The 23631-nt window shown below is 66.5% G+C and carries 21 protein-coding genes and 1 tRNA gene; 14 read left to right on the top strand and 8 right to left on the bottom strand.

All coding sequences use genetic code 11. The annotated features are described in order from the left end of the window. Positions 1-71: 71 nt before the first annotated feature. A complete protein-coding gene (locus ACXJKM_RS19480) occupies positions 72-1016 on the bottom strand; it encodes a LysR substrate-binding domain-containing protein (protein ID WP_457354474.1) in 945 nt (314 codons plus the stop codon). Between the two features lie 103 nt (positions 1017-1119). Between ACXJKM_RS19480 and ACXJKM_RS19475 the strand changes: the two genes are divergently transcribed. Beyond that, positions 1120-1494, top strand: coding sequence for a nuclear transport factor 2 family protein (locus ACXJKM_RS19475; protein WP_056198791.1), 375 nt, complete (start codon positions 1120-1122; stop codon positions 1492-1494). Positions 1495-1508: 14 nt separating this feature from the next. Here the strand turns inward: ACXJKM_RS19475 and ACXJKM_RS19470 are convergent, their stop codons facing one another. The 3 genes from ACXJKM_RS19470 to ACXJKM_RS19460 all read right to left on the bottom strand — a co-directional run bounded on the left by ACXJKM_RS19470 (position 1509) and on the right by ACXJKM_RS19460 (position 4591). After that, entirely contained in the window at positions 1509-1934 is a 426-nt protein-coding gene (locus ACXJKM_RS19470; protein WP_056198788.1) for a PH domain-containing protein, read from the bottom strand. Between the two features lie 126 nt (positions 1935-2060). Next, positions 2061-3476 (bottom strand): pyruvate kinase, encoded by a 1416-nt coding sequence (gene pyk / locus ACXJKM_RS19465; RefSeq protein WP_457354472.1) that lies wholly within the window; start codon positions 3474-3476, stop codon positions 2061-2063. Positions 3477-3622: 146 nt separating this feature from the next. Beyond that, on the bottom strand, positions 3623-4591 hold the full coding sequence (locus tag ACXJKM_RS19460; RefSeq protein ID WP_457354470.1) for a porin: 969 nt from the start codon (positions 4589-4591) through the stop codon (positions 3623-3625). Between the two features lie 206 nt (positions 4592-4797). Between ACXJKM_RS19460 and ACXJKM_RS19455 the strand changes: the two genes are divergently transcribed. Beyond that, complete coding sequence (locus ACXJKM_RS19455) at positions 4798-6765, top strand: methyl-accepting chemotaxis protein (protein ID WP_457354468.1); 1968 nt, start codon at positions 4798-4800, stop codon at positions 6763-6765. Here ACXJKM_RS19455 and dhaK (ACXJKM_RS19450) read toward each other — a convergent pair. Both dhaK (ACXJKM_RS19450) and ACXJKM_RS19445 read right to left on the bottom strand, forming a co-directional pair. Further along, positions 6751-7734: a dihydroxyacetone kinase subunit DhaK gene (dhaK, locus tag ACXJKM_RS19450; RefSeq protein ID WP_457354466.1), complete on the bottom strand. Its 984-nt coding sequence runs from the start codon at positions 7732-7734 to the stop codon at positions 6751-6753. The genes ACXJKM_RS19455 and dhaK (ACXJKM_RS19450) overlap by 15 nt on opposite strands. Positions 7735-7781: 47 nt before the next feature. Beyond that, positions 7782-8816 carry a LacI family DNA-binding transcriptional regulator gene (locus ACXJKM_RS19445; protein WP_457354464.1) on the bottom strand — a complete coding sequence of 345 codons (1035 nt, stop codon included), beginning with the start codon at positions 8814-8816 and terminating at the stop codon, positions 7782-7784. 307 nt (positions 8817-9123) lie between these two features. On the opposite strand from ACXJKM_RS19445, the gene ACXJKM_RS19440 reads away from it, so the two are divergent. The 12 genes from ACXJKM_RS19440 to ACXJKM_RS19385 all read left to right on the top strand — a co-directional run bounded on the left by ACXJKM_RS19440 (position 9124) and on the right by ACXJKM_RS19385 (position 22220). Next, positions 9124-10458, top strand: a complete 1335-nt coding sequence (locus tag ACXJKM_RS19440) for an ABC transporter substrate-binding protein (protein ID WP_457354462.1) — start codon at positions 9124-9126, stop codon at positions 10456-10458. A gap of 103 nt (positions 10459-10561) precedes the next feature. Further along, complete coding sequence (locus ACXJKM_RS19435; RefSeq protein ID WP_457322105.1) at positions 10562-11464, top strand: carbohydrate ABC transporter permease; 903 nt, start codon at positions 10562-10564, stop codon at positions 11462-11464. Continuing rightward, positions 11461-12495, top strand: coding sequence for a carbohydrate ABC transporter permease (locus ACXJKM_RS19430; protein ID WP_457322108.1), 1035 nt, complete (start codon positions 11461-11463; stop codon positions 12493-12495). Before ACXJKM_RS19435 ends, ACXJKM_RS19430 begins: the two co-directional genes overlap by 4 nt. Further along, the gene (locus ACXJKM_RS19425; protein ID WP_457354460.1) at positions 12492-12665 is read left to right on the top strand and encodes a hypothetical protein; all 174 of its coding nucleotides are present in this window, start codon (positions 12492-12494) and stop codon (positions 12663-12665) included. The genes ACXJKM_RS19430 and ACXJKM_RS19425 overlap by 4 nt, the downstream gene beginning before the upstream one ends. A gap of 5 nt (positions 12666-12670) precedes the next feature. Further along, the gene (locus ACXJKM_RS19420) at positions 12671-13777 is read left to right on the top strand and encodes an ABC transporter ATP-binding protein (RefSeq protein ID WP_457354458.1); all 1107 of its coding nucleotides are present in this window, start codon (positions 12671-12673) and stop codon (positions 13775-13777) included. Further along, entirely contained in the window at positions 13770-14780 is a 1011-nt protein-coding gene (locus ACXJKM_RS19415; protein WP_457354456.1) for an ABC transporter ATP-binding protein, read from the top strand. Before ACXJKM_RS19420 ends, ACXJKM_RS19415 begins: the two co-directional genes overlap by 8 nt. Before the next feature lie 34 nt (positions 14781-14814). Then, positions 14815-15009, top strand: a complete 195-nt coding sequence (locus ACXJKM_RS19410) for a hypothetical protein (protein WP_457322116.1) — start codon at positions 14815-14817, stop codon at positions 15007-15009. Between the two features lie 33 nt (positions 15010-15042). Beyond that, on the top strand, positions 15043-15669 hold the full coding sequence (gene dhaL, locus ACXJKM_RS19405; RefSeq protein WP_457354454.1) for a dihydroxyacetone kinase subunit DhaL: 627 nt from the start codon (positions 15043-15045) through the stop codon (positions 15667-15669). A gap of 22 nt (positions 15670-15691) precedes the next feature. Beyond that, positions 15692-16675 (top strand): dihydroxyacetone kinase subunit DhaK, encoded by a 984-nt coding sequence (gene dhaK / locus ACXJKM_RS19400; RefSeq protein WP_457354452.1) that lies wholly within the window; start codon positions 15692-15694, stop codon positions 16673-16675. Positions 16676-16682: 7 nt separating this feature from the next. After that, positions 16683-17816, top strand: coding sequence for an ABC transporter substrate-binding protein (locus ACXJKM_RS19395; RefSeq protein ID WP_457354450.1), 1134 nt, complete (start codon positions 16683-16685; stop codon positions 17814-17816). Between the two features lie 78 nt (positions 17817-17894). Further along, positions 17895-19610, top strand: coding sequence for a sensor histidine kinase (locus ACXJKM_RS19390; protein WP_457354448.1), 1716 nt, complete (start codon positions 17895-17897; stop codon positions 19608-19610). A 129-nt stretch (positions 19611-19739) separates the two neighbouring features. After that, the gene (locus ACXJKM_RS19385; RefSeq protein ID WP_457354446.1) at positions 19740-22220 is read left to right on the top strand and encodes an SEC-C metal-binding domain-containing protein; all 2481 of its coding nucleotides are present in this window, start codon (positions 19740-19742) and stop codon (positions 22218-22220) included. A 455-nt stretch (positions 22221-22675) separates the two neighbouring features. On the opposite strand, the gene ACXJKM_RS19380 is transcribed toward ACXJKM_RS19385, so the two are convergent. Together ACXJKM_RS19380 and ACXJKM_RS19375 are read right to left on the bottom strand one after the other, a co-directional pair. Beyond that, positions 22676-22765: transfer RNA gene (locus ACXJKM_RS19380), tRNA-Ser, on the bottom strand. 30 nt (positions 22766-22795) lie between these two features. Continuing rightward, positions 22796-23620, bottom strand: coding sequence for a symmetrical bis(5'-nucleosyl)-tetraphosphatase (locus ACXJKM_RS19375; RefSeq protein WP_457354443.1), 825 nt, complete (start codon positions 23618-23620; stop codon positions 22796-22798). Between the last annotated feature and the right edge of the window lie 11 nt (positions 23621-23631).

The following is a 23631-nucleotide window of genomic DNA, read 5'->3' as shown; positions in this document are numbered from 1 at the left end:
AATCGGCGCGGGGCTCGAAGAGATGGACTGCGTGGTGCCGCGGTAGGAGCTGATGGCGCTGATCAGCCCATTCATAGCCGAAGGTCGACTTGGCCGGCCGGCTGAAGCACCGGCATCATGCCCACAACAAAGTCGATGAAGGCTCTGACCTTGGCCGGGACGTGGGTCCGGCTGGGGTAGTAGACATAGAGGGGAAAGGTCTCGTCAGCCCAGTCCGGCAAGACGGGCTCCAGCGTGCCCGCTCGCAGATGCGAGTCGACCCCGAGGTCGATCACCTGGGTGATCCCGTGGCCTGCGAGGCAGGCCCCAATCTTGATTCCGGCGTCCGTGACCGTCAGGTTGCCGCGAACGGCCACCTTCACTTTCTCATCGCCACGCCAGAACTCCCACTCGAAGGGCCTGCCGGTGGCGGGATCGATGGCGACGATGCACTCATGATCGTCGCCCACCAGATCCTGCGGCGACCTGGGTCGACCGCGGCGCGCCAGATAGGACGGCGCGGCAACGGTCAGAACGCGCGGGCTGTAGAGCCTGCGGCAGACCAGGGTCGAGATGGATGGAGGCCCAAACCTGACGGCGAGATCAAATCCGTCGCTCACCAGGTCCGAGAGACCGTTCTTGGTCTCCAGCCTCAGTTGAAGAGACGGGTGGGCCTTCAGAAACTGCGCCAGCTCCGGTGCCAACACGAGGCCGGCAAACCGGGCATCGCAGGCGACGCGCAGCGTGCCGTTGACGGCCGAGGCCTGGTCAGAGGCGGCGGCCGTCGCATCCTCTATCCCCTGCAGCAGGGGCAGCACCTTGGAGAGCAACGCATGCCCGGCATCCGTCACTTCAACGTGTCGGCTTGTGCGATGCACGAGCTTGGCGCTGAGGCGGTCTTCCAAGCGCTGGATCGAGCGGCTCACCGCGGGCTGCGTCTTGCCCAGCCGAGAGGCGGCACGACCGAAGCTCTTCGATTCGGCGACCGCATTCAGCGCCAGCAGGCCGATGACAAGCGCTCCATCAAGGTCATCCATGGTCGATGTGTTCTGGTAATGGCAGCGATAACCAGTTCGCTGTAGCCGGGCGCGGAAGGATTCCTCACTATACGAATCGTTCGCCCATTGATGAAAGCCAGCGATGACCCAGACCCAAGCCGTAGCCACTCTGATCGAGGACTATTTCAACCTGGCCTATGAGCCCAAGAGCCGTGACTTCAACAAGGTCTTCCACCCGAACTGCTTTGTGCAGTGGCTTGACGGGGGGCGGTTGAACATGCTGTCCTCACAGGACTATGCGGCGCTCATCCATGGAAGGCCGAGCCCCCAGTCGACGGGTGCGCCGAGGGACGAAGCAATCCTCTCGGTCGAGCACATCTCGGACAGCCTTTCAACAGCGAACGTGAGGGTGCGGATCGGCCAGAAGCTGTTCAACGACCACTTCGTCCTGCACAAGGTGGAGGGCAGCTGGCTGATCACGGTCAAGGCATCCTTTGTGGCGGGCACCTTCGACTGAAGCGTCTCTTGACGCTATGCCTGGCTGCTCTGTGCCGAGTCCTGGGCCTCGACGAAGGCGCGGCGGAATACAAGTGGCTCTGCGATGCCGTCGATGGGCGCATGGGATGCGCCGGTGCCCGCAATGACGAGGGTGCCAAAGTTGAGCATTCGGCCCATGAGGGACTGATTGACCTGAATGCTCTCCACCTTGTTGATGTTGATTTCGATCGTGTGGCGACGGATGAATCCGTGTTTGACGATCACTCTCTTGGTGGTTACTGCCAGCTCGGTTGACCTGATGCGAACGTAGGCGGCCACCCAAAGGATGAGCCCAAGGCCAAAGGCGGGCAGCAAGAGCAGGCCGAACAACAGCAAGTGCCAAACCGACCAGAGGCTGGTGCGCCCCAGATGGACGACTCGCTCGCCGGGCACGAGAACCTGATCGACGTAACGTGACATGGCGAGATCCGGTGAGTTGGCATCGCGGATTGGACGCGAGTCCTGCCGATTGACGCAAGGAGGCATTCGGTAAGTTCGCGCACTTGCTGAGGCGCCGGCCTTCCAGCAACCTCTTGGCACTCGACACTAAGCCCTGGCGATGTGCAGGAAATTCGTGCTGCCGGCCACGCCGAAGGGCATGCCCGAGGCCACGATGACGATGTCGCCGGATCGGGCAAAGGACTCGTGCCGCGCCATCGAACAAGCCTGGGACACCATGTCGGGGACATCGGCGATGAGGGCGCTGGAGTGCACCGAATGCACGCCCCAGACCAGGGCCAGGCGTCGCGCGATGTCGAGTTCGGGTGTCATGCTCAGCACCGGTACAGCAGGCCGCTCGCGGGCCGCGCGCAGGGTGGTGGTGCCGGAGCGGGTGTAGGTGACCATGACGGCGACGGGCAGCAGGCTCGCCGTCTGGCGCAGGGCCAGGCAGATGGCGTCGGCCACCACCGGTTGGGGCGCGGTGTGTGAGGCATCGAGGCCCGCGCGGTAGAGGGGGTCGGCTTCCACTTCCGCAATGACCCGCCGCATCATGGCCACGGCCTCGCGGGGGTATTTGCCCGAGGCCGATTCGGCCGAGAGCATCACGGCGTCCGCGCCCTCGTAGACCGCGTTGGCCACGTCCGAGGCCTCGGCGCGGGTGGGCACCGCGGAGCTCACCATGGATTCGAGCATCTGGGTGGCCACGACCACCGGCTTGCCGGCAGCGCGGCAGGCCCGCACGATGCGCTTCTGGATGCGCGGCACCTGCTCGGCCGGCAGTTCAACGCCGAGGTCGCCGCGCGCCACCATGATGGCGTCGGCCGCGTCGATGATGGCTTCCAGCGACTCGATGGCGGCGGGCTTCTCCAGCTTGGCCAGTACCCCCGCGCGCCCTTGAACGATGGCCTTCACCTCGTGCAGGTCCTCGGGGCGCTGCACGAAGGACAGCGCGACCCAGTCCACGCCTAGCGTGAGGCCGAAATCGAGATCGGCGCGGTCCTTGGGCGTCAGGGCCGAAATGGGCAGCAGGACCGAAGGCAGGTTGACACCCTTGCGATCGGACAGGGTGCCGCCGACGATGACTCGCGTGTCGGCGAAGTTCGGGCCGCAGAGCAACACCCTCAGCCTGAGCTTGCCGTCGTCGATCAGCAGGTCGGTGCCGCGCTCCAGGGCCGCGAAGACCTCGGGGTGGGGCAGGGGGGCGCGCGTCGCGTCACCCGGCGTCGGGTCGAGATCGAGGCGGAAGCTCGCACCTGCGATGAGCTCGACCGAGCCTTCAAGGAGGGTGCCGATGCGCAGCTTGGGGCCCTGCAGGTCGAGCAACACGGCGATGGGCCGGCCCTGCTCGGCCTCCAGGCGCCGGATGATGGTCAGCCGCTCGGCATGCTGGGCGTGGCTGCCGTGACTGAAGTTGAGGCGAAAGACATCGGCGCCGGCTTCGAGCAGGCCCCGAATGGTGTCGATGTCGGAGCTGGCAGGGCCCAGGGTGGCGACGATCTTGGCTTGGCGGTGGCTGTTCATGCTGGGCGGGGATTGGCGCGGAGCGCGCCTCTCAAAAAAAGCGCTGACCCCAGGTGGAGCCAGCGCCGAACCGACGCCCGCGCCGCATGCGCTTGGCGTCGGGACGGTGCCGATGCAGTTCCCGCAATCGGCACCCCCAATCGGGCTCAGAAGGCGTGGAACATGCCCAGCGCGTAGCCGGACTTGTTGGTCCCGGCCGGGGCTTTGCTGTCGTTGGCGACGACTGCGAAGACGTTGGTCCGGGCCGAGAAGTTGTACTTGTAGCCCAGCGAGAACAACTGCTCGACGCGCACGCCGCCCTGGTCCTGCACGTCATAGGAACCAATGAAGGCACCTGGCCCCGCCGGTGCGCTGAAGCCCATCAGCAGGTTCTTGCGGCTGACCCGCAGCGCATCCCGACCCGAGCCATAGCCGGCGTAGAGCTTGACCGCGCCGAAGTCGTAGTTGGCGGCCAGGGAAAGCCACCTCTCGTCCTTGCTGCCGTCGTTCGAGACCTCGTAGCCGGCGCCGAGATACAGCGGGCCGTCTGCGTAGCTCAGGCCGACATTGGCCGGCTTCTTGCCGCCGGGCCCCGGGCTTTCGGCGGACATCTGGGCGCCGAAGCTGAAGCCACCGACCGAGTTCTCGTAACTCACCGAGTTGTTGACCCAGAAGGCGCCCAGACAACCGCCCGAGTAACCCGGGCCGCAGCCCACCGAGCCGTAGGTGCCTTGGCCCAGGGTGCCCATGCCGAAGGGGTCGGCGGCGTACTGGGATTTCAGGAAGGCCTGCGACCACCAGCGCCCCAGCTTGAGCGAGCCAAGTGACTCGCTGCTCAGGCCGACCCAGGAGCCGCCCTTCCAGAACGTGGTGCCGCCGCCCACCGTGCCGTCGTCCGGGTTGAGGCGGTGCTCCAGATAGAACGAGGCCTTGAGGCCGCCGCCCAGGTCCTCGGTGCCTTTGAAGCCCAGCCGGCTGCCGCCCATGTCGTACAGCTTGGTGCCCGGCGAATCGTGGGTCTGCCGGCCGGCCTGGGCTTCGATGAAGCCGAACACCGTCACCGACGACTGGGCCCATGCCGTCCCGGCGCAGCACACCAGCGCTGCCGCCCCCGTCATCAATCGCTTGTCCATCATATTTGTCTCCTGAGTGATTTAGTTGAGTCAATTCCGTCAAGAACGTTCTCAGCGATAGGCCGTTGCGTAGCAACGTGTTAGCGCCGAGAAGAAATATTAAATCAATCTAAACACATCAGCAAGACAAAAATATTGCACTACACTACATCAAGAGAGCGACGCGGGCATGGGGCTCCGCAGTCGCCGCCGAGCCACCGGAGACAAACATGCTTTCGAGCCCACTTGATCGCGCCTCCCCCACCCGCAGCGTCGCCCGCCGCATCACCTTGTTCGGTGGCGCCTTCCTGATTGCGGTGCTGGCGCTCATCTGCGGCGTGATGTCTTTCATGCTGGGTAAACGGGCCCAGGAGCGAACGGTGTCCTGGGTGGATGCCAAGGTCGAGGCGGTGGCCCAGGCGGTCGACGCCTACGACGCCACCGCCAAGCTGCTGGTCGAGCGCTTCTTCAAGGTCTTTGGCGACCAGTTCGGCAAGAACTTCACGCTCGACGAGGCCAACGGCCGCCTGCTGCAGCTGGGCATCGCCCAGAACGATTACCACAGCCCCTGCGACAAGTTCACCGAGTTCACCGGCGGGGCCGCCGCGGTGCTGATGAAGCGCGGCAATGGCTTCGTGACCGTGAGCACCTCACTGAAGAACGACCAAGGCGAACGCGCCATGGGCATGCAGGTGGATGCCTCCCACCCCGGCAATGCGGCGCTGCTGGGTGGCCAGCCCTTCGTGGGCCGGGCCAGCCTCTACGGGCGTTCCTTCATCACGCGACTGCAGCCGGTGCGTGATCTGCAGGGCCAGGTCGTCGGCGCCCTGTTCGTCGGCTTCGACCTGACCGACTTCGACCGCTCACTGGAGCGCATGGTGGCCGGCGCCCGCTTCTTCGACAGCGGCGGCGTCTATGTGCTGGACCCGCGCGGCGGCAACGCCGAACAGGCGACGCTGATGCTGCCGCCGCAACTGCGCGGCCGCCGCCTCGCCGAGGTGGCCCAAGGTGCGCCCGAACTCCTGGCCGCCTTGCGCGCCGCGGCCCCGGGGGAGGAACTGAGCGGCGTGCGCCCGGTCCTGCAGCCCGAAGCGAATGACCGCTTTGCCGTGGCCAGGCCCAGCGCCGGCACCGGCTGGATCGTCGTCGGCGAGGCCTCGGCCAGCGAGGCGATGCGCCAGCAATGGGCCACCTTGATCCCGTTTCTCGTCATGTTCGGTGTGGCGGCGGTGGCGCTGTGCGCCGGCCAGTTCCTGCTGATTCGCAGCTGGGTCGCGCGGCCGCTGCAGGCCCTGTTGCAGTCGCTGGACCGGGTGGCCGATGGTGACCTGTCGACGCCGGTGCCGGCAGGCCGCGACGACGAGATCGGCAGCATGACGGACGGGGTCGAGCGGCTGCGGCTGCGCTTCATCGAGATGCTCGGCGCCGTGCGGGCCTCGGCCGATGCAATCTCACTGGCCTCCTCGGAGATCGCCTTGGGCAACCAGGACTTGAGCCAGCGCACGGAGGAGACCGCTGCGCGCCTGCAGCAGACCACCTCCGCCATGGAGCAGGTGCATGGCAATGTGCTGCAGACGGCCGAGGCCACGCGCCTGGCGGACAGCCTGGCCTGCAATGCCTCGGAGGCGGCCGAGCGCGGCGGCGCGGCGATGCGCGACGTGGTGCTGAAGATGGGCAGCATCTCGGCCAGCAGCCAGCGCATCGCCGAGATCACGGGCGTCATCGACGGCATCGCCTTCCGCACCAATATCCTGGCCTTGAATGCGGCCGTGGAGGCGGCGCGCGCCGGCGACAGCGGGCGCGGCTTCGCCGTGGTGGCCACCGAGGTCAGAAACCTCGCTCAGCGTTCGGCGGCGGCGGCCAAGGAAATCAAGGAGCTGATCGCCGGCAGCGTGGACGAGGTGCAGGGCGGCGCCAGGCTGGCCGACGCGGCCAGCGCGCGGGTGCAGGAGATCCTGGTCGGCGTGCGGCGGGTCAATGCGACGCTGGGCACCATCAGCGCCAGCACCCAGGAGCAGTCGCTGGGGTTGGGCGACATCAACCAGGCGGTGTCGACGCTGGATCGCATGACGCAGCAGAACGCCGCGCTGGTGGAGCAGTCGGCCGCCGCCGCCGCGAGCCTGAAGGGGCAGGCGGCCGTGCTGGTCGGCGAGATCGCCCAGTTCCGGCTTGAGGCCGTGCCGCTACCAGCGCAGTGAGGCGGTGGTGACGGGCGCGTCCCACAACGAGGTGAGTTCATCGTCCAGTGCCGTCACCGTGAGCGAGGCGCCGGCCATTTCCAGCGAGGTCGTGTGATTGCCCACCAGCCAGCGCTTGACCTCGAGGCCCTCGGCGCGCAGCCGCTCCGTCGCGATCTTGTTGAGCAGGTGCAGTTCGATCAGGGGCGTGCCGCCAAAGCCGTTGACGTGCAGCAGCACCTGGCGCCCGGCTTTGATGGCCAGGTCCTTGAGGATGGGCTCCAGCAGCATTGAGATGACTTCATCCGCCGGCACCACCGACTGCCGGCGGCGCCCGGGCTCGCCGTGGATGCCGACGCCGACTTCCATCTCGCCGGGGCCGATAGCAAAGGTGGGGCGGCCTTCCCGGGGCACGGTGCAGCTGCTCAGGGCCACGCCCATGGAGGCGGTGGCATTGTTGATGCGCACGCCGAGGGCCTTGCATTCGTACAGGTCGGCGCCGGCCTCCGCGGCTGCGCCCAGCATCTTCTCGACGATCAAGGTGCCGGCGACGCCGCGCCGCCCGACGGTATGCGTCGAATGCTCGACCGCGACATCGTCGTCCACCAGCACGATGGCGCAGTCGTCGTCGAGCATTTCGCTGGCGACCTGGAAGCTCGCGGTGTCGCCGGCGTAGTTCTTCACGATCATCAGCACGCCCTGGCCGGTCGACACCTGGCGTGCCGCGGCGACGATCTGGTCCGGGCTGGGGGCGGTGAACACCTGGCCGGGGCAGGCGGCGTCGAGCATGCCTGGGCCGACATAGCCGGTGTGCAGCGGCTCGTGGCCCGAGCCTCCACCGGCAATCAGGGCGACCCGGCCCTGCTTGGGTGTGCGGCGATGGACGAACAACGGTGACTCGTTGAGCGCCAGCAGATCCTGGTGGGCCAGTACCAGGCCCATGGCGCTGTCCCGCACCAGATCGTCAATCGTGTTGACGAATTTTTTCATCTGCCAGTCCCGTCCTTGGCCCATTATTTACCCCGGTCGCAACGAAGTCACGCCAGGTTTTCCGCCGTGATGATCTCCACCCGCGAGTTGGTGATGGACAGCGCGCCGCGCACGCCGTCGCACAGGGCGCGCAGCACGCGCCCGGCCGAGGTGACGGCGTACTGCACGTCCTGGTGCAGCAGATAGCTCAGCGTGCCGGACAGCAACATGGAGCGGTGCACCTCAAGCAGGTCGTGGGCGGCGAACATGAGGTCGTGCCCATAGCCCTGCTCGGTCAGAGCCCGGCCAATGCCGAAGCTGCAGGGGCCGACGTTGTAGAGCGCGTCGATGCGCTCGCCGGCCGCCTCGGCGACGAGGGCGCTGCGCGCGTATTCGAAGGCCTCGTCCTCGGTTTCCGGCAGGTCGAAGAGCCTGAGCACCTTGGCCTGTGGAAAGCTTTCCTCCAGCACCTGCTGAAAGCCGATGCGGCGGTCCAGTTCGGCGGCGAAGCGCGTGGGCGGGGAGAGCAGGGCACACAGCGTGGGCACGTCGCGCCGCAGTGAGCGGCCCACCAGCAGGCCCGCGGTGCGGCCGGCGGCGCGGTTGTCCGCGCCGATGGCGGTCTCGCGCAGCGAGCCGGGCACGTCGGAGAACAGGGTGACCACGTGCACACCGCCGCGCACCAGCTCATTGATGGCCAGCTTGACCGGCGGCACATCGGGCGCCAGCACGGCGATGCCGTCGAGGTCGGACAGCTTGGCCAGTTCCGCGGCAAAGGCATTGGGGTCGCCGGCCGGGATGCGGTGGGTGATCTCGGTGATGTGCTGATGCCGGAAATCGCCCGCCGCTTGCGCCACGACGCGGTCGACGAGATCGAAGAACCCCAACCGCGCCGCCGGCAGCACGAAGGCGAAGCGATAGCCCGAGGTGGAGCGCGGGCGGCCGCGGATGGGCGTGCCGCCACCCAGCAGGGCCATGGCCTCTCGGACCTTGCGCACGGTGACCGGGTTGACGCCGGGCCGGTTGTTCAGGACCCGGTCGACGGTGGCGGTGCTGACGCCGGCGGCCTCGGCGATCTTGGTGATGGTGACCGGGGTCGACATGGGCGGGTCAGGAAAAGAAGCCAAGAAGTAAATCCATCCCAGTGTCGTCGATTTGTCACCACGGGCCAAGCGGGGTGCGCCGGCCCTCCCTTGGCCACCTCCGCGCGCCAGGCGAGACCCATCTCACGAAGTCTTTGATTGATTTAGTGTTAACCATGAGTGATTTACTTTTTGATGTGCATAAACTAGCTTTCAGGTAGTCACCCAGCGTTCCTGGGTGGCATCCCAAGCCGAGGCCGGCCCCGTGTCGCGCCCCAACTGCAGCCCGCGGCGCATGACCGCGGGTCCTCAAAACAGGAGACATACGATGAGCTACAACAAGAGCAAGCTGGCCGTGGCAGCGAGCGTGTTCATGGCGGCTGCGCTGGTCAGTGGTGGTGCGCAGGCCCAGCAAAAGCAACTGACGCTGTGCTGGGCCGCCTGGGACCCCGCCAATGCCCTGGTTGAACTGTCCAAGGACTTCACCGCCAAGACCGGCATCCAGATGAAGTACGAGTTCGTGCCTTGGCCGAACTTCGCCCAGCGCATGCTCAATGAGCTGAATTCCAAGGGCAAGCTGTGCGACCTGCTGATCGGCGACAGCCAGTGGATCGGCTCCGCAGCCACCGAGGGCCACTACGTCAAGCTCAACGAGTTCTTCGACAAGAACGCCATCAAGATGAGCGACTTCGCGCCCGCCACCGTCGAGGGCTACTCGACCTGGCCCAAGGGCACGAAGAACTACTTCGCGCTGCCGGCCATGGGCGATGCCGTGGCCTTCACCTACCGCAAGGACTGGTTCGCGCGCCCTGAACTGCAGGCCGAGTTCAAGCAGAAGCACGGCCACGACCTCGCGCCGCCCAAGACCTGGGACGAGTTCAAGCTGATCGGCCAGTTCTTCCAGAACCGCGTGATCGACGGCAAGAAGGTCTACGGCGCGGCCCTCTACACCGAGCGCGGCTCCGAGGGCATCACCATGGGCGTGGCCAACACCATGTACGCCTACGGCATGGAGTACGGCAACCCGAAGAAGCCGTATGACATGAAAGGCTTCATCAACTCGGCGGGCGCCGCCAAGGGTCTGAAGCTCTACAAGGACCTGTACGACTGCTGCACGCCGCCGGGCCACTCCAACGCCTACATGAGCGAAGACCTGGACTCCTACAAGTCGGGCCAGGTGGCGATGCAGATGAACTTCATCGCCTTCTTCCCGGGCATCTCCAAGGACCCGCAGGTCGGCGGCGAGAAGACCGGCTTCTTCCCCATCCCCAAGGGCGACAAGCAGTTCGCGCAGCTCGGCGGGCAGGGTATCTCGGTCGTCAAGTACTCCGACAAGAAGGACATGGCGCTCGAGTACATGAAGTGGTTCGCCCAGCCGGCCATCCAGCAGAAATGGTGGGACGGCGGCGGCTTCACCTGCCTGAACGCCATCCTCAACCAGCCGGGCTTCCGCACGAGCACGCCCTATGCCGCGGTCTTCCAGGACTCCATGAAGATCGTCAAGGACTTCTGGGCCGAGCCGACCTATGCCCAGCTGCTGCTGGCCATGCAGAACCGCGTGCATGACTACGTCGTGGCCGGCAAGGGCACGCCGCAGTCGGCGCTGGACGCGCTCGAGAAGGACTGGGAAGAGGTCTTCAAGGAAGACGGCAAGCTGAAGTGACCGCAGCCCTCACGCGGCCGGTGACTTCGTTGACTCCACCGGCCGCGTGACACGCGGACCGGAGGGCGCTGCCCTCCGGCCTCCCTACCCCTCGGAACAGATCATGCAGACCTCACTCTCTGGTCGACAGGGCCTGTCGGACCGCACGCTGGCCTGGTTGTTCGTGGCGCCAACCATCGTGTTGCTGCTGGCGTTCAACATCTTCCCGCTGCTGTGGACGATCTACCTGTCGCTCACCAACTACCGCGCCAATCGGCCCAACGCGGACACGCTCTGGGTCGGCATCAGCAACTACCAGCGCGTCCTCAATGACCCGGCGATCTGGGAAAACATGCGCGCCACGGCGCACTTCCTGGTCAGCTCGATCGCGCTGCAACTGCTGCTCGGCTTTGGCCTGGCGCTGCTACTGAACCGGCGCTTTCGCTCGCACAGCTTCTGGAGCACCGCCATCCTGCTGCCCATGATGCTGGCCCCTGCGGTGGTGGGCACCTTCTGGAAGTATTTCTTCGAGCCGCAGTACGGCATCTTCAACTACATCATCAATTTCTTCGGCGGCCCGGGCACCTTCACCATGCTGGGCGACACCCAGCTCTCGCCCTGGGCCATCGTGCTGGTGGACACCTGGATGTGGACGCCCTACGTGATGCTGCTGCTGCTGGCCGGCCTGCGCTCCATCCCGCCCTATCTCTACGAGGCCGCCGAGATCGACCGCGCCTCGGCCTGGACCAAGTTCTGGCGCATCACCCTGCCCATGGTGATGCCCTTCATCATCCTTGCGCTGCTGTTCCGCACCATCGAGAACTTCAAGATGTTCGACCTGGTCGACCAGCTCACCAGCGGCGGCCCCGGCACGGTGACGGAACTGGCCTCGATCAAGCTCAAGCGCGAGGCCTTCGAGAAGTGGCGCACCGGCTATGCCTCGGCCCTGGCGATCATCATGTTCGTCTCGATCTATGGCCTGTCGCTGGTCGCCGTTCGATTCCTCGAGAAGGTGAAGCAGCGATGAAAACCCTCGCCTCAACAATCCCGAATGTGGGTTCGACCTCGGTCGATCTCGACCTCCTCGCGGCATCGCCCGCCGCGCCGCGCGGCCGCCCCGCGCTGACCTCGCCGCTCGAACCGAGCACGCGGTCCAAGTGGCTGGCCGGCGTGCTGGTGATCGGCTACGCCATCGTTTCTCTGATCCCGCTGGCCTGGATTTTCATGACCAGCCTGCGCACGCCGCAGGATGCGATCGCCTACCCGCCCAAGGTGGTGGCCGAGCAGTCCCTGGTGGGCTATGTCAACCTGTTCACGACCCGCTCGCGGGTCTCGGCGGAGGAGCTCGCCGCGCTCCCCCCGCCCGCGACCTGGTACGAGAGCCTGGTGCGCGACCAGCAGATGATCCTGGCCGGCCCGTCGCGCTTCATCGATCGCTATTCGAACTCGCTGCTGATCGGCTTCGGCTCGACCCTGCTGTCGGTGGTGCTGGGCACCTTGGCCGCCTATGCCTTCTCGCGCTTTCGCGTTCCGGGCAAGGACGACCTGCTGTTCTTCATCCTGTCGACGCGGATGATGCCGCCCATCGCGGTGGCCATCCCGATCTACCTGATGTTCCGCAACGTCGGGCTGAACGACACCCACCTTGGCCTGATCCTGCTGTACACGGTGGTGAACCTGTCGCTGTCGGTCTGGCTGCTCAAGGGCTTCATGGATGAAATCCCTCGCGAGTACGAGGAGGCCGCCATGGTCGACGGCTACACGCGCTGGCAGGCCTTCCTGAAGGTGGTGCTCCCGCAGGCCGCCACGGGCATCGCCACCACGGCCATCTTCTGCCTGATCTTTGCGTGGAACGAGTACGCCTTCGCCCTGCTGCTGACCAGCGGCACGGCCCAGACCTCGCCCCCCTTCATCCCCACCATCATCGGCGAGGGTGGCCTCGACTGGCCTGCCATGGCCGCGGGCACCACGCTCTTCCTGCTGCCGGTGCTGCTGTTCACCGTGCTGCTGCGCAAGCACCTGCTGCGTGGCGTGACCTTCGGAGCGATCCGCAAATGAAGCAACTCTTTCGCCGCGCGCCGTGGGAACACGGCACCACCGCGCTCATCGGCCTGGGCCTCGCGATGCTGATGCAGCCTTGGTCCATCGATATCTACAGCTACGGCTTCACCGTGCTGCTGGCCGGCGTCGTCGGCTACAGCATCGCCGGCAAGCTGCCCCAAGGGTGATCACGATGGCTGAGATCCAGATCAAGCACCTGCAAAAGCGCTTCGCCGACTTCGCCGCGGTGCACGACTCCTCCCTGGTGCTCGAGGACGGCAAGTTCGTCGTGCTGCTGGGCCCCTCCGGCTGCGGCAAGACCACCACCCTGCGCATGATCGCCGGCCTGGAATACCCCACGGGCGGCCAGATCACGCTGGACGGCGTGGACGTCACCTACCGGCGGCCGCGCGAGCGTGACATCGCCATGGTGTTCCAGCTGTTCGCTCTCTATCCGCACATGGGTGTGCGCGACAACCTCGAGTTCCCGCTGCGCAACGAGGGCATCCCGCGCCCCGAGATCGATCGCCGCGTGCGCGAGGTGGCCGGCATCCTGCGCATCGAGCATCTGCTGGGCTCACGCGTGGGTGGGCTGGCCGGCGGCGACCGCCAGCGCGTGGCGCTTGGCCGCGCCATCGTGCGCCAGCCCAAGGCCTTCCTGATGGACGAGCCCCTGGGCACGCTGGACGCCGAGTTCCGCGAACTGATGTGCGTGGAGCTGCGCAAGCTCCACGACCGCCTGCGCACCACCACCGTCTTCGTCACCCACGACCAGAACGAGGCCATGGCCTTGGCCGACCACATCGTCGTGATGAACAAGGGCGAGATCCTGCAGGCCGACGACCCGCAGGGCATCTACAACTTCCCGTCCTGCGTCTTCGTGGCGCGCTTCATTGGCCGCCCGCCGATGAATCTGCTGGACCTCAGCGGCGCCGTCGAAATGGGCAGCACCCAGGTCCGCCTGGATGGCCGCACGGTCGACGTGCCCCAGGTGCTGGCCCCCGCCGCGCGGGCGCTGCTGGGCATACGCCCCGAGCATGTGCGCCTGCTGACGCCGGGCGAAGGCCTGGCCGGCGAGGTCACCGGTGTCGAGTACTTCGGCTCCCACTGGGTGGCCGAGGTCCGCACCGACGCCGGCCCGCTGAAGGCCGTTGTCGACAAGGCCAGGCGGCCCGAGGTGGGTGAGTCCGTCGGCGTGGGCTTCGATGCCCACCGGGTCATCCTCTTCGACGCCGACACCGAGCGGCTGCTGCCCAGCGCCACCACCATCGCCCACCGACCGAGCATGCGCCATGGCTAGCATCACCCTTCAAAGCGTCACCAAGCGATTCGGCGACGTCACCGCCGTCGATCGCCTGGACCTGGACATCGCCAACGGCGAGTTCTTCGTGCTGCTGGGCCCCAGCGGCGCGGGCAAGACGACCACGCTGCGCCTGATTGCCGGCCTCGAGACCCCCGACGCCGGCCGTGTGCGGCTCAACGGCGCCGACATGACCAGCTCGGCACCGGCCCAGCGGGACTGCGCCTTCGTGTTCCAGCAGTATTCGCTCTATCCCCATCTGAGCGTCTACGACAACATGGCCTTCCCCTTGCGGGCGCCGATGCGCCGCATCGACGAGGCCGAGATCCGTCGCCGCATCGAGAGGGTGGCCGCGGTGCTGCACATCGAAGGCAAGCTGCAGCGCAAGTCCACCGCCCTGTCCGGCGGCGAGATGCAGCGGGTGGCGATCGGGCGGGCGCTGGTGCGCGAGCCGCGCGTCTACCTGATGGACGAACCGCTCTCCTCGCTGGACGCCGGCCTGCGCGAGGAACTGCGTGTCGAGCTCAAGCGCCTGCAGCGGGCCAGCGGCGCCACGGTGGTCTACGTCACGCATGACCAGGTCGAGGCCACCACCCTGGCCGACCGCATCGCCATCCTGGAGCGGGGCCGCATCGAGCAGGTGGGCACGCCCGCGCAGATCTACGACCAGCCCGACTCGATAGAGATCGCCCAGCGCCTGGGTTCGCCCGCGGTCAATGTGCTGCCGGTGGCCTGGTTCGCCGGCCGCCCCGACCCGCGCGCCGCCCATGTGGCGATACGCCCGGAAGACGTGCAGATGTCCGTCGCCGACGGCGAGCAGGCTTTCGACGTCATCGAGTGCTCGCTGGTCAAGCACCTGGTGGTGGCGGAGCGCGACGGCGTCGAGATCCGCGCGCGGGCCCTGCTCGACCACGCCGTGCTGCCCGGCTCACGCGTGCAGCTGGCCTTCCCGGGCGAGCGCTGCATGTTCTTTGACGCCGCGGGCCGGCGCCTCGCGGGCTGATCGCCCGCCGCTTGTTCGCTCAAGGAGACCCACCATGAACGAGTCCTACCAGCTGTACTTCCGCTCGCTGTTCAACCCTGGGCACGCCTTCGTCTTTCCCTGCGACGCCGCGGGCCATGTCGACCTGGACGCCCTGAGCGAGCGGGCCCGCGTCAATTACCTGTTTGCCAGAACCGCAGTGGGGCGCGAGTTCACGGCACCCGATGTGCAGCCCCGTGCCATCCATTGAGCCGGCACCCCATCCGAAAGACAAGGAGACAACATGAACACCCTCATGATCACAGAGGCGCTGACAGCGGTTCAGCGCGCCATTCTCGAAAACGAAGCTCAGATCGAATCCCTCGACCGCGCCATCGGTGACGGCGATCACTTCATCAACGTGCGCCGGGGCTGCGAGGTGCTGGTGGCCATGAGCCCCGGCCTCACGGATTTGCTGCCGGGGGCCGCCCTGCACAAGATCGGCATGAAGCTGCTGGGCACCATCGGCGGTGCCTCGGGGCCCCTGATCTCGGGCTTCTTCATGGCCATGGGCCAGTCGCTGGAAGGCGTCGCCGCGCCGGACCGCCGCCAGTTCGCCACCGCCTTCGCCAGTGGGGTCGACGCGATCAAGCAGCGCGGCAAGGCCGACGTCGGCGAGAAGACCATGCTCGACGTGCTGATCCCGGTGTCGCGGCTGCTGCTCAAGCTCACCGACGAGGACACGCCGCTGGCCGAGATCTGCGCCCAGCTGAAGAGCGAGGCGACGCACAACATGCTGGCCACCCGCGACATGGTCGCGAGCAAGGGCCGCGCCTCCTTCCTGGGCGAGCGGGCGCTGGGCCATATCGACCCGGGCTGCAAGACCTGCGAGGTCGCGATCAGCGCCGTCTGCGACACCGTGCTTCAGTGAAGTGCCAACCCCCGGAGACATCATGAAGAAATTCATCAACGACATCGACTCCGTGATGCGCGAGTCGCTCGGCGGCATGGTCGCTGCCCACCCGGAGCTGTTGCGGGTCGAGTTCGAGCCCACCTTTGTCGCGCGCGCCCAGCGGGCCGAGAAGAAGGTGGCCCTGCTGTCGGGCGGGGGCTCAGGCCACGAGCCCCTGCACGCGGGCTTCGTGGGGCTCGGCATGCTGGACGCGGCCTGTGCCGGCCAGGTCTTCACCTCGCCCACGCCCGACCAGATGCTGGCCGCGGCGGCCGCGGTCCACACCGGGCGCGGCGTGCTCTTCATCGTCAAGAACTACGCCGGCGACATGATGAACTTCCAGATCGCCAGCGAGATGCTSGACCTGGAGAACGCCACCGTGCTSGTCAACGACGACGTSGCGRTCGAGGACTCCAMSYACACCACCGGCCGGCGCGGCGTGGCSGGCACSCTGRTGGTCGAGAAGATSGTSGGCGCCGCGGCCGAGGCCGGTGCCTCGCTGCAGGAATGCAAGGCCATCGGCGATCGCGTCAACGCCGCCACGGCGTCGATGGGTGTGGCCTTCACCAGCTGCACCGTGCCCGCGGCCGGGCGTGCCACCTTCGACATCGGCGACGACGAAATGGAGATTGGTGTCGGCATCCACGGTGAGCCGGGCCGGCGGCGCGACAAGATCAAGCCGGCCGGCCTGATCGTCGACGAACTGCTGGGCGCCATCCTGGCCGATCTCAAGCCCGCCCGCGGCCGCGAGGTGCTGCTGCACGTCAACGGCTTCGGTGGCACGCCGCTGATGGAGCTCTACCTGCTCTACCACTGCGCGGCCGAGCGGCTGCTCGCCCAGGGCCTGAAGCCGGTGCGCTCGCTGGTCGGCAACTACACCACCTCGCTCGAAATGGCTGGCGCCTCCCTGACCGTCACCCTGCTCGACGAGGAATTGAAGTCGCTGTGGGATGCGCCCGTGCACACGGCCTCCCTGCGCTGGTGAGATCCCCATGCGCCGCCGCCATCTCTGCCTGGGCCTCCCGGCCGCCGCGCTGCTCTCGCTGCCGGCACGCCGGGCCTGCGCGAGCGAGCTGCCGCCGATTCGGCTGGGCCAGTCGGCGCCCATCACCGGGCCGCTCGCCCAGGTGGGCCTGGCGGTGCGGGACGCGGCGCGCGCGGTGTTTGCCGACGCCAACGCCCACGGTGGCATCGCGGGCCGGGCGATCGAGCTGATCACCCTGGACGACGAGGACCGCGCGGAACGCAGCGCCGTCAACGTCAAGCTGCTGGCCGCCCAGCACCAGGTCATCGCGCTGTTCGGCTTTGTCGGGGCGGGCGCCCATCGGGCCGGCGCGCGCGGTGCGGCGCAGGAGGGCCTGCCCTATGTGGCCGCCTTCAGCGGCTCGCAAGAGCTGCGCTCCGGGGTGCTGCCCCACATCTACAACCTGCGCGCCGGCCATGTCGACGAGGTGGAGTACATCGTGCGGCACACGCGCGAGGTCGGCATCCGGCGCGTCGCGCTGCTGTCCGAGTACAACTCGCAGGGCTGGGAGCTGCGTGACGCCCTGCTGGCGTCCATCGAGGCGCGCGGCGACCAGGTGGCCTCGATCAGCAGCGTGGACCATGAGGGCAGCCGCTACAGCCTGCCCGGTGCCGTCGCCTCGGTGCTGGCCGGCGCCCCCCAGGCCATCCTGCTGGGCTCCGACTACGTGGCCAGCGCCCGCTTTGTCGATGCCGTCCGCGAGGCTGGCTACACGGGCCTGTTCTATACGCTGTCCACGGTCGGCGGCAATGCGCTGATGGAGCTGCTGGGCGCGCGGGCCGTGGGCCTGTCGGTCACCCAGGTGGTGCCCTTCCCGTGGACGTCGTCCTCGGTGATCGGCCACCAGTTCCAGACCTTCTGCACCCGCCACAGGATCGAAGCCTCGTTCGCCAGCATGGAGGCCTACCTGGGTGCGAGCCTGCTGGTCGACGCGCTGCGCCGTGCGCGCGAGCCGAATCCGGCCCGGCTGGCCGAGGCCCTGGACACCCTGCCGCCGCGCGATTTCGGCGGCTTTGTGGGGGCCTTCTACGGCAGGACCCGACGCGCCCCGGCGCAGATCGACCTGGCCGTGTTTTCGCGCAACGGGAGGTTCATCAAATAGGCGGGCGAGATCCAAGACACAGGGGGCAAATATTGGGCAGTGGCTGGGGCTTGCAGACCCCAGCATGAGGAAACAGCGATGTGCATCAAAGTCGAAGCTGACGAGAGGCTGCGGTCGCAGATCCACCCGAGTGTGGAGAGCGGGGCCGCCGAGCCGGCCGGCTCCACCTGGGCGATGGTCGAGCGGGCCCGGCAGGCCGCGGGTGCGGCCGCGGCCCTCATGTGCACCCGCACCGATGGGGTCACGGTCGTGGCCGGCCTGTTGCCGGTATCGGCCCAGGGGCTGGTCGAGGCGCTGGCCATGATGGGGGCGGCCGTCAAGCCCGGTAAACGTGCGGGCATCGAGCTGCGCAAGAGCTGGGGCCATCAGGTCTGCCAGGAGATGTTTGCCTTGAAACGCCGCTTTGGCCTGCTCGACCTGTCGCTGCTGGAATGGCCCGACGACCCGGCACTGCCCGGCGCCTGGATGGCGCTGGTGAACCTGGGCCATGAGGGCGCGGGGTGGGTGGACTGTGCCCAGTTGCGCGCCATCGCGGAGTCGCTGGGCGAGCGCTGCCTGCTGCAGGCTCGCATGCAGGAGGCGACGCGCCAGACGCAGCGCCTGCAGGACGTGGCCCGCGCCTCGGGCGACTGGAGCTGGGAGACCGATGCGGAGCTGCGCTACAGCTGGGTGCAGGGGGCGGTGGCTGGCGATCTGGCCGCCCTGATCCAGGCGCCGGCCGTCGGTGAGTTGATCCCGTCGGGCCTGGTCGTCAACTGGCTGGGTGAGCCCGAGGCGCCCTTGCGCGACTTTCACTCGGTGCTGCGCCAGGGCGAGGCCTTTGTCCGTCTGCTGGTCGCGGAATACGCGCAGGGACGATTGCGCTATGTGTCGCGCAGCGCCGTGCCCATGCGCCATGCCGACGGCCACTTGCTCGGCTTTCGCGGGTCGACGCGCGACGTGACCCAGAGCCTGGAGGCCAAGGTGCAGGTCTGGCGTCGCGACGAAGCCCTGCGTCTGGCCAAGGAGCAAGCCGAAGCCAGCAGCCAGGCCAAGTCACTGCTGGTCTCCAAGGTGAGCCATGAGCTCAGGACACCCCTGAACGCCATCGTCGGCCTGACCCAGTTGATCCAGATGCGGGCCGGGCCCACGGGCAACAGCGCCGTGGAGCAATGGGTGGCCCAGATCGCCAAGACCGGTTGGCATATGGTGGACGTACTGGACATGCTGATGGAGCTCGGGCGCGCGGGGGCGGTCAGCGCGGTGCTGGCGAGCCGGCCGCTGGACCTTGTTGCCGTGGTGCGTGATGCCGTGCAGATCGTGGAGCGCGACGCCCAGGCGCGCGCCATCGACATCGTCTTCGATGCCCCGCAGCCGGTGCCGACCCTGGGTGACCACCGGGCCGTCTGCCAGGTGGTGGTGAACCTGCTGACCAATGCCATCAAGTACAACCGTGAGGGGGGCTGGATCCGGCTGAGCGTGAGCCGAGGGTCGGTGTCACGCCTGCTGATCCAGGACAGCGGGCCGGGCCTGAGCGCCGAGCAGCTGGCGCGCCTGTTCCAGCCCTTCGAACGGCTGGGGGCCGAGACCTCCGATGTGGCCGGCCACGGCATCGGGCTGCTGATCTGCAAGGAGTTCGTGGCGGCGATGCGCGGGACGCTGGAGGTCCAGAGCGCGCTGGGTCAGGGGACCAGCTTCACCTTGCTGCTGCCGGCACCGGAGTCGGGGCCAGCGGGCGTCGTGCCGGAGAGCCTGCCGGAATGCGCCGCGGCGGCAGCTGAAGCGGAATTGCGGGAGGAGGGCGCGCGATCCTGAGTGCGGGTGGGAGGGCCGGCTTGTCCCGGAGCAGCAGTCCTACGGCGAGCAATCGCCACTCGTCAGCCGACATTGACTCCTGGTGAATCCCGCCTGAAGCGACGGGGGTGCATGTGGCACGATCGACGAATGAAGCGAAAAAAACATAAGAAGACCGGCCATCGGAACACAGGCCAGCAACCCGACGAAGTCTTCAACTCAGGTCCCCTTCGCATGATGCGGTTTGGCCGCCACGTCGTCTCGCAAACAAACTGGCTGCCGGGAGAGTTCGATGAGGTTCAGGCACGCCTTGTGGCTGGCTATGACGAGGTCGTACGGGAGATTGACCAAGATGTCGGCGACGCCGCAGCTCTGGTAGCGACGCTGAACCCACTGGCAATTCTGCACCGCGCTTGGTGGGAGCGGAGTGCCGCGCATTTGCTGGTAGAGAGTGAAGTCGAGGTTGGCCCCGAACACGCCCATGCTGCGCGCATGCTCGACTACGTTCAGAGCTTGATTGCTGGCACGCCGCCCACGCCGCCCACGGCGGACTCGCCGAGCGAGCTGACCGATGAAAACTGGGGCAAGCTGCAGCGGCTGATTCAGTCCATCTTTCGGAAACTGAATGCGCGGTACTTCATCTGTGCCACCGCCAAGCATCGTCAAGACAGCGCAGTTGTCGACGCCGACTTTGAAGAGTTCCACTTTCGGATGCAACTGCACTGGTGCAATGTCACCGGAGCGCAGTATCAGAACCATCAGGTCCAAACGCTGCGGGAACTACTTGCACCACAGACCGGTGCCATTCAACAGCTCTATGGGTTCAGCAGCGAGCAACTGTGCGATGAGCTTGCAAAGATATGGCACGCATTGACTAAGGGCATCGGCGATGCTTTTGGCGCCATGGAGACGTTCAGAGAGAAGTCGCTCATGGCGCTGGAAGCAGACATCAAGGCTGGCATTGCGAAGGATGGCGACACAGGAGAGCTGCTGCGCGCGTCTATCGTCCGTCACGGGCTCGAGGTGGAACAGGGCCGCGCATTCGGTCTCTTTCTCCTGTATGACCTCTTCGACCTGCAGAAGGTGACGAACTTGACGCCTGCGTTTCTAGAGGACTTCTCCTGGGCGCCGGGCCAGGATAGCGAGTTCTTCGCCGAGGGCGCCTTCAAGGGGTGGCCGCTGCGCGTCTGGCCAATTTTCAGGCGCCCCTTCATCAAGATGGATGGAAGGTACTACTGCTTTGATCTGCACGGATTGTTCGATCACTTCTATCGACAACTCGAAAAACGAGTCTTTGCCGCGGACCAACGCCTAAAGCAAGCCTGGATCGGCTCCCGAAAAGCAATCACTGAGACTTTGCCGTTCGCGTACCTGCAGCGGCTGCTGCCCGGAGCAACGCACTTCAACGAGATTTACTATTGGCTGTCCGAGGCTGGAGCAGCGGCTGTTCGCTGCGAAGCGGACGGCGTGCTTGCTATTGACGGCCACCTGTTCATTGTCGAGGTGAAGTCAGGCTCGTTCACCTACACGTCGCCCGCCACCGATGTCGACGCACACGTGCAGTCGATCAAGAACCTCGTGTCCGCACCTGCCAAGCAGGGCAACCGGTTTCTGCGATACCTGCAGACCGCCGATGAGGTGCCCCTGCTGGACAATGTCGGAAACGAAACTGGCCGCCTAAGGCTCCGAGACTATCGTCAGGTCACGATCTGTGCTGTCACGCTCGATCCATTCACGGAGATTGCAGCCCAAGTTCAGCACCTGTCGTCCCTCGGAGTCGACGTGGGAGCCGAGCCCGTGTGGTCGCTGTCTCTGGACGATTTGCGCGTTTACGCAGACATCTTTACCAATCCACTCGAGTTCCTGCATTTCGTTCAGATGCGCAGGGAAGCGTTCAAGTCGAAGACCCTGCAGCTCGACGACGAGCTAGATCACCTGGGCCTGTACCTCAAGCACAACGACTACGCCAAGCACGCAGCCGATCTTCGTGGCGGTGGGAAGGCTCATCTGCAGTTCCTTGGATACCGCCAAGAGATTGATAAGTTTTTCACCGCGCGCCTGCTGGATCCGACACTTCCGTCACCCCTCCATCAAAAGGTGCCTGCGGGCTTGGCGGCGTTGCTCGAGTTCTTGCAAATGAGCGGCAAGGACGGTCGATCCGCCATAGCAGCCTACCTGCTGGATGTGAGCGGAGACTGGCGCGATCGGATGTTCGACACGCTGACGCAAGAGCTCGGGCGGGCAGATGCGACACGGCCGCGCCCCTTCTCCACTTTCGGAGAGGTGCGTCTGACAACTTTCGCGTGGAAACCCGGGTGGCTTTGCCCCTCGGTAAACGAGATGCAAGACCATGCGAAGGCGATCATGGTCATGCACGATGAGGCAGATCGAGTGCTTCTTGAACTCTCCTACGATGACTCGGGCGCACTCCTCGATGCCGAATGGCAGTTCTTGCGACGGGCGGACATCACAGCCCTCGAACTCCCTGCGCTCCAAGAGCGGGGTGAAGCTCTGCGCGAAGCACGGCTGCGGAAGGCCATCGCAAAGAGCGGACGCATTGGACGGAACGAGCAATGTCCATGCGGTTCAGGAAAGAAGTTTAAAAAGTGCTGCGGCCCGAAGGTACGGTGACCAAGGCGAAGCCACTCGCGCAACGCAGGACGAACCAGGACAACGGTGCCGTCGGGTGCTTCAATGGAGTGAACCAATCGGGTCCTAGGGGTCGAGAGCCATGCTCGCTGTCGGTGCCCGACACCGCATCGCGTGCTCACTCCTCTTGCATTGGCTTCCGATGACCAGTCTGGAGCGCGAATGCGAATGAACGCTCCTGGAACGAAAGTGGCCGATCGACGGCCCCCTGGGGACTCCTTTCGGCCTGAGGCCACCACTGCCTTCCAGCCGTGGCGACGTTCATCTAGCAAGTGTCACAGCCCGATCTCGGAAAGCACCTCCTGCGTATGCTCACCGATCCGCGGCACCGTCGCGGAGCGAAGGGGAAGGTCCGGCGCCAGACGGAAGCCTGATCCGGTCAGCTGGATCGGGTGGTCGATCCCAGGCACACGCGAGTGCGTCTTGCCCGTGTCTTGTGGCGGAAGCGGTGAGATTCGAACTCACGGAAGGCTCACACCTTCGACGGTTTTCAAGACCGTTGGATTAAACCACTCTCCCACGCTTCCAGCGGGACGCGCATTCTACGGTGCCTTGGCTCAGCCGCCCGGCTGCTGCGCCTGCTCGCAGCCCACCTGAACGATCTCGCGCTGCAGGCCGTCCACCCGCGCCGCCGTCAGCTTGCCACCCCAGACGCAGCCCGTGTCCAGGCCAAGCAGGTGCGGCTGGTCCAGCAGCCCCAGCGTCGACCAATGGCCGAATGCGATGGGCGTGTCGGCGGTCCTGCGGCCTGGCACGTCGAACCAGGGCATGAAGCCTTCAGGTGCCGCGCCGGCGCCGTCCTTGGTCTTGAAGTCCATCTCGCCGTCGGCGCTGCAAAAGCGCAGCCTTGTCAGCGCGTTGACCGTGAAGCGCAGCCGCGCGGTGCCGGCGAGGTCGGGGTCCCAGCGCGCCGGCTCATTGCCGTACATGGCGTGCAGGAAGTCGGGCAGGGCAGGGCCGCGCAGCACGGCCTCGACGTCGGCCGCCAGGGCCAGGGTGTCGTCGCGGCTCCATTGCGGCACGACGCCGGCGTGCACCATCAGCCAGCCGGCCTCGTAGACGGCCATGCGCTGCTGGCGCAGCCAATCCATCAGCGCCTCGCGGTCGGGCGCGGCCAGGATGTCGTCCAGCGTGTCGCCCCGGTGCGGGCGGCGCACGCCGTGGTGGGCGGCAAGCAGATGCAGGTCATGGTTGCCCAGCAGGCAGGTCGCCGTCTCGCCCAGGCCGGCCAGGCGGCGCAGCGTCGTCAGCGAGGCCGGGCCGCGGTTGACGAGGTCACCCAGCAGCCAGAGGCGGTCGCGTGACGGGGAGAAATCGATCTGCTGCAGCAAGCGCTCCAGCGCGTCGCAGCAGCCCTGGAGATCGCCGATCAGGTAGTTCATGTGCGGATTGT

The organism is Roseateles sp. P5_D6 (assembly GCF_054049415.1).
The sequence above is the reverse complement of the archived record's forward strand: the minus strand, read 5'-3'. Positions and strand labels throughout refer to the sequence as shown.

Excerpts from the sequence above, each read along its gene's own strand:
- ACXJKM_RS19480 (WP_457354474.1), bottom strand. The coding sequence starts at position 1,016 with ATGGATGACCTTGATGGAGCGCTTGTCATCGGCCTGCTGGCGCTGAAT.
- ACXJKM_RS19475 (WP_056198791.1), top strand. The coding sequence starts at position 1,120 with ATGACCCAGACCCAAGCCGTAGCCACTCTGATCGAGGACTATTTCAAC.
- ACXJKM_RS19470 (WP_056198788.1), bottom strand. The coding sequence starts at position 1,934 with ATGTCACGTTACGTCGATCAGGTTCTCGTGCCCGGCGAGCGAGTCGTC.
- pyk (WP_457354472.1), bottom strand. The coding sequence starts at position 3,476 with ATGAACAGCCACCGCCAAGCCAAGATCGTCGCCACCCTGGGCCCTGCC.
- ACXJKM_RS19460 (WP_457354470.1), bottom strand. The coding sequence starts at position 4,591 with ATGATGGACAAGCGATTGATGACGGGGGCGGCAGCGCTGGTGTGCTGC.
- ACXJKM_RS19455 (WP_457354468.1), top strand. The coding sequence starts at position 4,798 with ATGCTTTCGAGCCCACTTGATCGCGCCTCCCCCACCCGCAGCGTCGCC.
- dhaK (WP_457354466.1), bottom strand. The coding sequence starts at position 7,734 with ATGAAAAAATTCGTCAACACGATTGACGATCTGGTGCGGGACAGCGCC.
- ACXJKM_RS19445 (WP_457354464.1), bottom strand. The coding sequence starts at position 8,816 with ATGTCGACCCCGGTCACCATCACCAAGATCGCCGAGGCCGCCGGCGTC.
- ACXJKM_RS19440 (WP_457354462.1), top strand. The coding sequence starts at position 9,124 with ATGAGCTACAACAAGAGCAAGCTGGCCGTGGCAGCGAGCGTGTTCATG.
- ACXJKM_RS19435 (WP_457322105.1), top strand. The coding sequence starts at position 10,562 with ATGCAGACCTCACTCTCTGGTCGACAGGGCCTGTCGGACCGCACGCTG.
- ACXJKM_RS19430 (WP_457322108.1), top strand. The coding sequence starts at position 11,461 with ATGAAAACCCTCGCCTCAACAATCCCGAATGTGGGTTCGACCTCGGTC.
- ACXJKM_RS19425 (WP_457354460.1), top strand. The coding sequence starts at position 12,492 with ATGAAGCAACTCTTTCGCCGCGCGCCGTGGGAACACGGCACCACCGCG.
- ACXJKM_RS19420 (WP_457354458.1), top strand. The coding sequence starts at position 12,671 with ATGGCTGAGATCCAGATCAAGCACCTGCAAAAGCGCTTCGCCGACTTC.
- ACXJKM_RS19415 (WP_457354456.1), top strand. The coding sequence starts at position 13,770 with ATGGCTAGCATCACCCTTCAAAGCGTCACCAAGCGATTCGGCGACGTC.
- ACXJKM_RS19410 (WP_457322116.1), top strand. The coding sequence starts at position 14,815 with ATGAACGAGTCCTACCAGCTGTACTTCCGCTCGCTGTTCAACCCTGGG.
- dhaL (WP_457354454.1), top strand. The coding sequence starts at position 15,043 with ATGAACACCCTCATGATCACAGAGGCGCTGACAGCGGTTCAGCGCGCC.
- ACXJKM_RS19395 (WP_457354450.1), top strand. The coding sequence starts at position 16,683 with ATGCGCCGCCGCCATCTCTGCCTGGGCCTCCCGGCCGCCGCGCTGCTC.
- ACXJKM_RS19390 (WP_457354448.1), top strand. The coding sequence starts at position 17,895 with ATGTGCATCAAAGTCGAAGCTGACGAGAGGCTGCGGTCGCAGATCCAC.
- ACXJKM_RS19385 (WP_457354446.1), top strand. The coding sequence starts at position 19,740 with ATGAAGCGAAAAAAACATAAGAAGACCGGCCATCGGAACACAGGCCAG.
- ACXJKM_RS19375 (WP_457354443.1), bottom strand. The coding sequence starts at position 23,620 with ATGAACTACCTGATCGGCGATCTCCAGGGCTGCTGCGACGCGCTGGAG.